7 protein-coding genes are annotated in these 12,584 nt (G+C 42.1%); all 7 read left to right on the top strand.

The features are described 5' to 3' along the window. Positions 1 to 94: 94 nt before the first annotated feature. Entirely contained in the window at positions 95 to 1,897 is a 1,803-nt protein-coding gene (locus VL121_RS18505; protein WP_325408092.1) for a hypothetical protein, read from the top strand. 45 nt (positions 1,898 to 1,942) lie between these two features. Then, positions 1,943 to 3,196 (top strand): alpha-amylase family protein, encoded by a 1,254-nt coding sequence (locus VL121_RS18500; protein ID WP_325408091.1) that lies wholly within the window; start codon positions 1,943 to 1,945, stop codon positions 3,194 to 3,196. 291 nt (positions 3,197 to 3,487) lie between these two features. After that, positions 3,488 to 5,380: a DUF4838 domain-containing protein gene (locus VL121_RS18495; RefSeq protein ID WP_325408090.1), complete on the top strand. Its 1,893-nt coding sequence runs from the start codon at positions 3,488 to 3,490 to the stop codon at positions 5,378 to 5,380. A 624-nt stretch (positions 5,381 to 6,004) separates the two neighbouring features. Then, entirely contained in the window at positions 6,005 to 7,063 is a 1,059-nt protein-coding gene (locus tag VL121_RS18490; protein WP_325408089.1) for an alpha-L-fucosidase, read from the top strand. A 75-nt stretch (positions 7,064 to 7,138) separates the two neighbouring features. Next, complete coding sequence (locus tag VL121_RS18485) at positions 7,139 to 9,763, top strand: glycoside hydrolase domain-containing protein (RefSeq protein ID WP_325408088.1); 2,625 nt, start codon at positions 7,139 to 7,141, stop codon at positions 9,761 to 9,763. A 5-nt stretch (positions 9,764 to 9,768) separates the two neighbouring features. Further along, positions 9,769 to 9,984, top strand: a complete 216-nt coding sequence (locus tag VL121_RS18480; RefSeq protein ID WP_325408087.1) for a hypothetical protein — start codon at positions 9,769 to 9,771, stop codon at positions 9,982 to 9,984. 30 nt (positions 9,985 to 10,014) lie between these two features. Further along, entirely contained in the window at positions 10,015 to 12,366 is a 2,352-nt protein-coding gene (locus VL121_RS18475) for an alpha-amylase family protein (RefSeq protein ID WP_325408086.1), read from the top strand. Positions 12,367 to 12,584 lie beyond the last annotated feature (218 nt).

Genomic DNA, 12,584 nt, shown 5'->3' with positions numbered 1-12,584 from the left:
GTGCAATACAATGAAAGTATTATAGCAGAATGGAAGCTGATAATACAACATTAATATAGTTTAACTTTCAATATTTAAAGAACGAAGTATACAAATGGTGAAATTAAAAAAATCAATAGGCTTATTTTTTGCATTAGTAATAGGGCTTAATGCAATGAGTCAGAAGCTCAACGTTTCTAAATTGGAAATAAATTATCCGGTTCCGGCTATTCCCTATTATCATGTGAAAGCAGACTTGAGTTTGCCGGCCAGTTCTATGATTGAAGTAGAAATGGCAGTAAATGGAAGAACATTGCGGTACACAGACCTTAGACCTGAGCACAATTTGGGTGATCTTTCACACCCTCACCTTACCAACAGACCACCATCCGGTGCAGGCTTATCTCAGGATCATAAGCTGTATAATACGCCGTCTGTAATAGGTTGGGTAAAATGGAAACCAGGAACGAGTTATGATATAAAAATAACCGTTAGGATGAAGAAAAACCTAAAACATGATAAGAGTGATGTGATTTTAACGCATACCCAAAAAGTTGCTGCACCTTCAGCATCCGCAGTTTTTGATACCGCATGGCAAAAATACAAATCTGTAGTGCTAAGTGAAAGTGCAGGTGAAGAAAGAAAAGCTGAACCGGTAGAAGTATTGCTGCCTTTTTATCCCGATGAAGTGGATGATTTGAAAAGAGAAATCAGGGTAGCAGCTTTTGACCCCGTAACAAAAACGGTAAAAGAAATTGCTTCTCAGGTGTACGATATACAAGAGTACCTGGTTGAAGATGATCTGGCCCCCGGCAAAGATGGCAAGGTTACCAGAGATGTACCTGTATGGATGCCTTCGGTTTCGGCAAGAGTTGCTTTTCTGGCCGATGTGCCAGCCAGAAGCAGTAGAATATACCTGGTTTATTATGGCAATAAAGGCGCAATGATTAAAAATTATACTACCGATTTAAGAGTGCAGGGCGAAGCGCCGGGTTTAAGAATTGATAATGATTTTTTTACGGTAGGCTTACATCCCCATTCGGGCCATTTTGATCAGTTAACACTTAAAAGCAAACCAGAATATCCGCTGTATCACCGTAAAGAAACCAATGGCGCCATTCACTGGAATCCGGAAGTATATGCACCGCCGGTACCCTGGACACATACCTCTGACTGGAGACCACCACAAAATGTAAAATCTGTAATCGGACCGATAATTTCTTTTAGCGATGTTTGGGGTAACCTGCGCGAAATCCCTCAGGTAGACGCTTCCGTTAGATATGAATTTTACCCCGGAAAACCGTATTTTATTAGTACGACTAATTTACGCATTAATGAAACAGTGCAGGTAATTGCTTTGAGAAATGCTGAAATAGTACTCAAAAGAGAATTGATAACGCATGCTGCCTGGTATGACGCTTTGAGAGATTCTATTGTAGAGTATGATGTTACCAATATGCCGGAATTAACAGATGTAAAAATGCTGGATGATGTTCCGTGGATTAGTTTTTATAATAAAGAAACAGGTGTGGGTTTTGCCGGTATTCAGTTAGGTTATTCCAATACAGGTTTGGAAAACAGAAGCCGGTTGTTAAACCCTTTTTTTTATATAACTGGCGGCCCATGGATATATTGGGCAAGAGCTTTATCACTCCCGTTTTTATCATCCAATATGCAGCAGATGGTTCCGGCTTTAAAAGGTAATTTCTTTCATGAAAAATGGGCATACCTGGTATTTGAAACAGATAAAACAAAACAGCCGTATGCACCTGTATTAAACTGGCAAAAGAAGCTAACTTCTCCATTACGTATTCAACTGGTAGAAGAGGTAGACGATAGGGTGTCTAAAACTGTTACCGAGTTGTATATAGAAAAAGGTAAAACGGGGTGGGAAGGAAGAGAAACGGGACGGCATTAATAAATTGGATGTTAAAACAGGTTGAAATTATATTAATTAAAACCAATGAACGCATTATATAAGTTTTTTTTAGCTATAGAATTAACTATACTACCCGCTTTCTATGCTTTTTCTCAGGAGAAACTTAAGACGGATGGTGTAATGCCTATTTTGGCATGGGTAGGTGTTCCTGAAGAAGAAACAACGATCGAACGGTTCAGGGAACTGAAAGAATCGGGTATCAACATTAATTTTTCATGGTACTCCAATATTGAAGCTGTAGAAAAGGCTTTGGATATTGCACAAAAAACAGGAGTGAAATTGCTATTTACCTGTCCTGAGCTTAAATCGGATCCCGAAAAAACGGCAAAACGATTAATGAAACATCCTGCACTTTCCGGTTATCATTTAAGGGATGAGCCTAACGCCACAGAATTCCCCGAATTGGGAACATGGGTAAAAAGAATACAGTCCGTAGATAAACAACATTACTGTTATATTAATCTCTTCCCTAATTACGCAGGAGCGGAACAACTATTCGGTAAAGGCGTTCAGATACAACCTGGAAAAGATATTTATGCGGAACATATAGAAGCGTTTCTTAGAGAAGTACCTGTTCCGTTTATTTCCTTTGATCATTATCCTGTAATAGATAAAAATAGTGTCAGAACACTCCGGCCGGAGTGGTATAAGAATCTGGAAATTTTTTTAGCAGCTTCTCAAAAAAGCGGGCTTCCTTTCTGGGCATTTGCACTTTCGGTTGCGCATACCTCTTACCCTATACCTACGATTGGCGAGATCAAACTTCAACTATACAGCAACCTGGCGTATGGCGCCCAGGCATTACAGTATTTTACCTATTGGACGCCTGGCATAAATCCAAACTGGGATTTCCATCACGCCCCAATCGGTCTCGATGGTAAACGGACCAGTATATATGATTATATCAAGTTAATCAACCAGGAGATACAAGACCTTTCAGGCGTCTTTCTTGGTGCGAAACTGATTTCTGTATCCCATACAGGTAGCCGGATTCCTGACGGTACCAAGCGAATAGACAAACTTCCTGCTCCGGTTAAAGTGCTGGAAACAAGTGATGGCGGCGCAATAGTATCAGTCTTAGAAAAAGGAGACCGCAGGTTTTTGATTGCCGTTAACCGCGATTTTCAAAACGCTATGAAGCTGACTATTGTAGCCGATAAATCGGTGAAGAAAGTATTAAAAGATGGGACGATCATTGCGGCAAGCGCATATACAAATACGATAGCGGTTGATCCGGGAGATGCGATGATATATACCTGGGAAAAAAATAGAGAATAATCTAAAAACGCTACGATTATAGAAATACAGGCAACTAAGGTGTTGCAGGACTGCCTTTACAGAATTACAGGAGCATTGTTGCCAACAGGCTTTGACGGCGATCAGTGCGCAGCGCCTGAAAAAAGATAGTTATTAGTGATTTTATTTTTAATGTCCACTAAGGTTAAACAGGCGTTTGTTTCTACCTACGCCTTTTTATTGTCTTTTGAGCTATTGCCTTGTTTATAACCCTGCAAAAAGGAAAGTATTGTGAATAAAAATATTGTACACTTTAATCAATAATTCTGGTATATGAAAAAAATGTTTTACCTGGCAGTTTTCTTAACTTTCTGTTTGAAAACGATTGTAGCCCAAAAAATAACCCTGGTGCAAAATGGAAAATCCGCTTACAGCATTGTAATGCCCGAAAAAGCCACTATAGTAGAAATCCAGGCGGCTAAAGTGCTGCAGGATTATTTGTTCAGGATCACGGGCGTGAGTTTACCGGTAGTTGCTGATAATGTAAAAAGCACAGCTACTGAAATTTTGATTGGCCATGTAAACAGGCCGGAACAAAATAAAATAGATTATACTAAGTTAAAGCAAGACGGCTTATTAATTAAAACCGATAACACTAAATTAATCTTAACAGGAGGCGATAAAAAAGGAGTGATATACAGTGTGTATACCTTCCTGGATAAATACCTGGGCTGCAGAAAATACACCTCAGATTTTACGCATGTTCCTCAACAGAAATCTATAGTACTTTCATCAATAAATGATGTACAATTGCCGGCTTTCAGTTTCCGGGAAACCTATTATAATGATGTGTACGATCCGGAGTTTATGAACTGGCATAAACTGCATTCCTTTGAAGGAAGAGGCGGCGATAAAACGCAGTGGGGCTATTGGGTACACACGTTTCACAGCCTCCTTGATCCCAAAGAATATGGCGAAGCACATCCTGAATATTTTAGCTTCTATGACGGCAAAAGACATGCAGGCACAATTCCTTCGTGGGACGGTTCCAGCTACCAGCCCGAAGCGCAGTTATGCTTAACAAATCCTGATGTGCTTGAGATCGTTTGTGAAAATCTAAAAGCTGCCATGGATAAGAAGCCGGAGGCATTATACTGGTCTGTTAGCCAAAACGATAATGTGAATTATTGCCGATGCGATAACTGTGCTGCGCTGGATAAAAAGTATGCTGCCTTTGCACCGGAAGAAAAATTACTTTCTACTCATGGCGGAGAAAAATATCCTGCATTAGGTTCAGGTTCAATTATCGCTTTTGTGAATAAGGTGGCAGAGCGCTTCCCCGATAAAATTATTTCAACTTTGGCCTACCAGTATTCACGTGTACCACCTAAAGACATTGTACTCCGCAGGAATGTAAACATTATGCTGTGTAGTATTGAGAGCTCCCGCAATGATCCTATGGAAACGGGCGATAAAGCCTTTAGCGAAGATTTAATAGGCTGGGGAAAACTTACCGATAATATATTAGTATGGGATTATGTCATTCGTTTTTCAAACTTGTTCGCTCCATTTCCCAACCTGCGTGTATTACAACCCAACATCCGGTTTCTCAGGGATAATAATGTATCTGCATTATTTGAACAGGGCAATATCCAGTCCGGTGGTGATTTTGCGCCGTTAAGAGCCTATATGATCGCTAAAATGTTGTGGAACCCGGACATTGATATAGAAAAAGAAAAGAATGAATTTATCAATGCCTGTTACGGTCCTGCCGCTGCCGGTATAAAAGAATATATCAAACTGCTGCACGATAATAACCAATCTGGTAAAGGTGTAAAAATGTCCATATTCGGCTCTCCTGTGCAGGAACAAGAAAGCTTTTTATCGGAAAAATTAATTGCTGAATACAACCGGATTTTTGACAGAGCGGAAAAGAAAGTGCGACATCAGCCGGAATATCTGGTAAGGGTCAAATCTGCACGCCTTCCGGTATACTATGCCATGCTTGAGATAGCAAAAGCCGTTAAAACCGGGAGCAGGGGGGCATTTGTTACGGGAGAAGATGGAGCTTTAATCCCCAATCCAAAAATAGTAAACATATTATACGAGTTTGTCTATCACTGTCTGCGTACCAATGTAAGCAGAACCGCGGAGTGGCATACGCCACCTAAAGAATATTTAGAAAAATACATGGCGTTTTTGCAAGGGCAAACGAATAGCAAATAGTGCGGGTAATATTACTAACCTAATGTATAGTGAAAACTGGACCGATGGCATTGTACTCCCCACGTGAAAATACTTTACAAATAGTGATTTTATTTGAGTAATAGTTACTATCAGCCTTGCCGTAGTGAAAAAGTTACATCGCGGAAGGCACACGAAAACGGGCAGTAATCCCTGCACATCCTGCAGGTATGGTTTTCGTGTGCCTTTTGGTATTTTTTGCGCAACCGAAAAAGAAAAACGCAAATGCGCCTTTTAAATTCTTATACCTTTAAAGTCAGCAATCATTATCAGTTAGCTTTGAAAAAAGTACTGCATTTTACCCAATATAGTAACCCCAAATGAGAAAGCTTGCGGGCATTGGGTAATAGGCTCACTATTACTTCTCTGATGGAATAGTAGCATTTCAAATGCTACAAACAGTATTACCGCTATATGATTGCAGGTATTGAATTTCTGTATATACCGTTCCGAATTATGCTGACTTCCCTTTGCTTTTGTGCCGGGGTTATCCCCAAAATAGCAGTTGATTAAAAACCGGCTGTCCGCTAAAATTGGTATTTTCGCTTATTGTGCATCATGCGAATAATAATGAGAATTTACTTGCCTGCCCTATACATACCATTCTTGGCCCTGTTCCTTTTTTCAACTAAAAAACAGGATGTATCAACTATAGACATGCAATCTATGGCTGTTAATGACGGTTACGTACAACATTTGGCATCATTAAAAGATACCCTGCCTGAAACCAGCAGTAAAATTCCTGCTGAAAGAGCGGGTAATACAGATTGGTTTAAAGCAGCCGGCTGGGGCGTTTTTGTACATTACCTGTATAGTGTGCAGTGTGCGGGTAACCGTATTAATGCCATGGATGGCACAACCGGTTGGGATGCCTGCGTGAATGAATTTGATACGGAAAAATTTGCAGCGCAAATACAATCCACAGGTGCCTCGTATGTAATCTTTACCATGATGCAAAGAACCCGTCACCTTATAGCACCGAATAAAACCTTCGATAAAATAACCGGGTATAAACCGGGTGAGGCCTGTGCTAAGCGCGACCTGGTGGAAGACCTGTATACATCGCTCCATAAAAGGGGTATTAAATTAATGCTGTACTGGACGGGTGATGGCCCGCGTGATGATGAAAAAGCCGCTAAAGCTATGGGCTATACGGAGAAGGTTTCCGAACATTATGTGCAGCAATGGGCGAACGTAGCAGCGGAATATGGCGAACGTTATAAGGATAAAGTGGCGGGATGGTGGACAGATGGATGTTATGAATATATTGGGTACAACAAAGAAAAGTGGGCTATCCTCGCAAAAGGTCTCCGGGCAGGCAATGCAAAAAGGATCATTGCATTGAACAACCCTAAAATGACAAGCTCCAACTCATCAACGCCGGAAGATGATTATACTACGGGTGAGCAGAACAAGTTTGGTGAAGTGCCGCTTTCCCGCTGGCGCGATGGTGTGCAGTGGCATATTTTGTCTTACCTGGGTAATGAGTGGGCCGCACCGGGTTTGCGGTATACTCCTGATTTTATGGCGGATTACATCCGTAAATGTAATGCGAATGGTGGTGTTGTGAGCATTGATGTATGCTTGTTTAGAGACGGTAGTATAGAAACATCACATCTTGAATGTCTTAAAGGCATCTCACGCCGGCTAAAAGAAACTAAATAACTCTGCTCAGGTAATGTTAATGAACCGTCTTCAGAAAATATAGCTGTCATAGTAAAATAATGAATACTATATAAGATGAGAAATATTTTTTTATGCCTTTCGCTATTCATTAGCGTAAGCGTTTATAGCCAATCCGGAACGGAAAATTACATTTCAGCGGAAACCGCAGCAAAAACATATACGGCGTTATCCAAGCAGCCGTTTTACATTTTTCCCGAAACAAGAGAACATCCCATCAGGTGGAATGATTCTTTGGAGGTATCGTGGTTGGAAAAGAACTCTTCAAAAAATGACTTCGTTTTACAGGCGCAGCCGGGTGAATACTTTGTTTACCAGGTGGGCGTATGGGCCATAAAAAATGAGTTGAAAAACATACAACTCCGTTTTTCCGATCTGAAAACCAAAAATGGGAAAACAATTTCTTCCCGGAAGGTGAGTTGCTTTAACGCGGGTGGCATTGATTACCTCGGAAATCCGTTTACAAAAAAGATAGCTATTCAAAAAGATAAGGTACAGCCTTTGTGGATTGGCATGGATCTTTCGGGCATAGCAAAAGGAACCTATTATGGTACTGCAACGGTATCGGCTAACAATAAAGCGCAAACGATAAAAATACAGTTGGAGATTGATGGTGAGGTGGTGGAAGATCACGGCTTCAACGAGGGCAAACGCTTATCGCGGATGTACTGGCTGAATAGTACACTCGGTATTAATGATGAGGTTACCAAAGGATACAATCCCGTTAGCCGTCAAGGCAATACGCTGCATATTTTAGGACGGTCGGTGGATATTGCTGCCAATGGTTTGCCGGCGGCAATTGCCAGTTATTTCACCGCTTCCAATCAAAGCATAGCACAAAAAGGCGAGCCCATACTTAGCGAAGCATTCCGCTTTGTAATTGAAAAGGAAAATGGTGATACCATCGCTTTGCAACCCGGTCCATTGCAGTTTACAGCACAGGCTCCCGGGTATATAGCGTGGCAGGTAAAAAACAGCTCGGCCGAATGTGAATTGATTTGCTCGGGCAAACTTGAGTTCGATGGCTTTGTGGATTACAGGCTCGCATTAAAAGCGCTGAAGCCTTTGAAGATCAGGGATATTCGCCTGGAAGTACCGGTAAATAAAGAAAAAGCTGAGTATATGATGGGGCTGAACCGCGAAGGTGGCTTGCGTCCCGCTTCCTGGCAATGGCAGTGGGATACCACAAAAAACCAGGACGCTTTATGGCTTGGAGCAGTTAATGGCGGACTGAGGCTTAAGCTAAAAGCGGAGAATTATACCCTGCCGTTGGTTAATATTTACTACAAGTTTGGACAATTACATCTTCCCCCGTCATGGGGCAATCACAACAAAGGCGGTGTGTATGTAGATGAAAAAGATAATGCGGTATGGATCAATGCCTATTCAGGAAACCGCCAGATGGCCACAGGCAGTATATTAAATTATGACTTTGAATTATTGATCACTCCTTTCAGAACGATCAGCAATGAAGTAAAATATGGCGACAGATATTTTCACGGCGGGGGAACGGATGCATTCAGTAAAATTGAAAAGGCTAAAAAAGCAGGCGCCAATATCGTCAATATCCATCATGCCGAAAACATCTATCCTTTTATTAATTATCCATACTTAGATGAAAATACTGCGGAATTAAAAGCTTTGGTTGATAAGGCGCATGAAGAAAAACAGCGGCTGAAACTGTATTATACCACCCGTGAGCTCACTAAAAACATTCCCGAGTTTCAGGCTTTTTACAGTTTGAACGGGGAGGTGCTGTTTCCCGGCCCGGGCAATGCCAGTCGTACAGAAGCATTGCATCCCAAGGGGCCCAATGAATGGCTCATTAAAAACCTCAGGGAGAAATATATTCCCGCATGGTACAATGTTGTGAAAGAAGGAAAATTTAAAGGAGAACTGGATCTTTCTGTTATTACTACACCCAACAGCAGGCTGAATAATTTTTATATAGGCGGGCTTGACTGGATGCTGAAAAATTTGAAAATTGATGGTGTGTACATTGATGATGCAGCGCTCGACCGGTTTACATTGCGCCGCGCAAGGAAACTGATTGACCAGTACCGCCCGGAAGGCAGGATGGATTTGCATAGCTGGAATCATTTTAATAAGTGGGCCGGGTATGCCAACTGTTTGAACCTGTATATGGACCTGCTTCCCTATTTCGACCTGGTATGGATAGGCGAAGGAAGAGATTATAACCGCCTGCCCGATCATTGGCTGGTTGAAGTGTCGGGTATCCCTTTTGGCTTGCCCGGGCAAATGCTGGAAGGCGGAGGAAATCCATGGCGGGGAATGGTATACGGCATCACCAACCGAGCGGGCTGGACAGGCAATACGCCGGATGAATTATGGAAGTTCTGGGATCAGCACAACTTTGAAGAAAAGGAACTGACCGGCTATTGGGATAAAACCTGTGCGGTTACTACCAACAATGAGCACATCAAAGCATCTGTATTTAAAGGAAATAAAGAAAGCATTATTGCGGTAGCCAACTGGAGTAAAGAAGACCAGGTGAGTTCAGTGATCATAGATTGGAGTGCGCTTGGTTATGATCCATCCAAATGCACGATCAGTATACCCTTTGTAAAAGATTTCCAGGATGAACAGCCGCTGCAATCATTGAGTTCAGTAAGTATTCCAGGTAAAAAAGGATATATGATTGTTGTTAAGGAAAACCAGTAATGGATATGAGACATCTGAAGTTTTTTATCTGTGCTGTTATAGTAGTACATTATGCAACGGGCAATGCGCAAACCATTAATATTGATCTTGATGGTGAAAACACTTCCTGCTATCAGGGAAAGTTATTTCCGGTCATGCAGTCCCTGCCACTGATGGATGAAGCATGGGATAAAAAATTTCCTACGCATTTTGGAACAGGCACAGAAGATTATTATGGATAGACAGTATGTCAAAAAAATAAATGAAGGAATATGTATAGCACCTGTGTAAAAAAGATGATCATCTCCGGCTTGCTGATCATTAGCGTAAACCTGTTGTTTGCCCAGCAAAAATTTTCATCCGGAGCGCTTTCTGTTTCTATAGATGGTAAGGGAAATATCACTTCGATGGAATCGTTACCCGCAGGTAAAAACCTGGCGCCCAGGGATAGTACAGGTGTATTATTGCAATTGGTAAAAGAAGGGAAACGCTATAAACCCCTGGCTGCCGTTTTTACTAAAAATACTATCGCGTTGCATTACCCGGACAAACAAATGGCAAAAATCAGCGTAACTTCTAAAAAAGCATTTCTTCGTTTTGAATTGATTGAAATAAGTAAGGAGGCCGATGCGGTTATTTGGGGGCCTTTCAATACTTCACTTGCCGGCACTATTGGTAATACCGTTGGCGTTGTTCGTTCCTCTGCGTTTGCTATCGGCATGCTGGCGCTTAACACAAAAACTACCGGTGGCGAACTGGTTAATGACGAAGGCGCCGTGTATGAAAGGGGAACTACAGCGGTTAAAAAGGATTTTGGTTCGGCTTTGCAGGCATTTACGGTTAATCGTTCCCGTGATCGTGTGATTACCGTATGGAACAGTTGGAAAAATGTTCCGGTGAAAGGAATACCTGAAGGTAAGCCGGAAGGCTCTGCCATCGCCATTTTTGGCGGTAAGCCTTCGGATGTGCTTTCCATCATATCTGCCATTGAACAGACAGAAGGATTACCTCATCCATTGTGGAAGAAGGAATGGATCAGGCAATCGGCACTTACAGGACGTCCCTATATGATCACCTCTTTTTCCGAGGAGACTATTGATACCCTGCTGCGTTACGCTAAAAGCATGGGGCTTGAAGGCATATATCATGAAGGGCCTTTTAGCACCTGGGGTAACTTTGAACTGGACAAAAAATTATTCCCCAATGGCATAAAAGGCTTTGCCAAATGTGTGCAGAAAGCGCATGCATTGGACCTGCGGCTTGGGTTTCACACCCTTACTACTTTCATTACTACAAACGATGCGTATGTAACTCCCAAACCTCATCCGCACCTGGCAACTGCAGGAAGCAGCCTTTTGCAGGAAGCTATTGATGAGCATGCAACCGTAATAAATATTCTGTCGCCTGCATATTTTGAAATGCGAAGCGATCTGAACAGCATTCGTATTGGAGATGAAATCATTCGTTTCAGAGCGGTTTCTAACAATGCACCTTATCAGTTGCTGGACTGTGTGCGCGGAGCTTTTGGCACACAAAAATCAAACCATCCTAAAGGCGCGGCGGTGAGCAGGCTGATAGATCATCCCTATAAAGTTTTTTTCCCCGACTGGATATTGCAAAAAGAAATCGCCGGAAACATCGCCCGTTTTATTAATGATACCGGGGCTGATCAATTAGACTTTGACGGGCATGAAGGAACCTATGCTACCGGCATGGGCAACCTGTCGCTGGAGGGTTTTGCGGAAGATGTGTATAAGGCAATAAAACATCCTGTTGTTTTTGGATCAAGCAGGTCTGGTCATTATTTCTGGCACATGAATGATTACCTGAACTGGGGAGAGCCCTGGTATGGCGGTTTCCGCGAAAGCCAGTCAGATTACCGCATAGACAACCAGGTGTATTATGAAAATAATTATATGCCTAATATGCTGGGCTGGTTTTTAATTACCAGCCAAACAAAACCGGAAGATGTGGACTGGATGCTGGCAAGAGCGGCAGGCTATCATGCGGGCTATGCACTGGTAGTACGTTATGACGCGGTAAAGAACAACCCTTTTATTCACGAAATCGTTGAGCAGGTGAATAGCTGGACGGAGGCACAACAAAAAAATGCATTTTCACCGGCCCAGAAGCAATGGCTGAAGATTCCGGAAAATGATGTGCACTTGCAAAGGGACGGCAGCAATGCCTGGAAAATGTACCGGTATAAAAAAATCACTTTCGAACATCTTCCCAAAGTATTACAACCGGGCGAACCCACTTCGTCTGAATGGACTTTTGAAAATAAAACAGGTAAGCAAAATGTACAATTGGTATTGCTGGCCGCGGGTGATAAAGGAGAAATCAGCAACCCGGTTATTGAGCTGGATAACTCCCTGCGGATACAGCCGCCCTTAAACTTAAAAGCCGGGCAAAGCCTGGTTATTGATCACTCGGATACTGCCACATTATACGATCAGAAAGGCAAATTTGTTAAGAAAGTGGTTTTAACCCAGGCACTACCCGAACTATCAGAAGGCAATCATCATTTATTGTTTGACGGCACATTTACGGAAAGCGCCGATATAAAAGTGAAAATAACGCTTAAGCTTTTGGATGGTACAGAAAAAGTACAGGCTAAATAGGATGCCGGTGTTTTATCCGGTCTCCTCTATATAAAATAGAATTTTTAATCACTGACAGGGAAGATATTGAAAAGCGGGCTAAAGGATGGCAATGAGGTGCATTCCAGATTAACCGGGCTGCATGGCAGCAAAACATAAGGATATACCCTGGATTTTTAGCCGCAGATGCGCAGATATAATCTGCACATCTGCGGTAATTTCTGGATGAGAGGATATAT

The sequence above is a fragment of the Agriterribacter sp. genome (assembly GCF_035497235.1).
In the GTDB taxonomy this organism is placed as follows: domain Bacteria; phylum Bacteroidota; class Bacteroidia; order Chitinophagales; family Chitinophagaceae; genus Agriterribacter.
The sequence above is the reverse complement of the archived record's forward strand: the minus strand, read 5'-3'. Positions and strand labels throughout refer to the sequence as shown.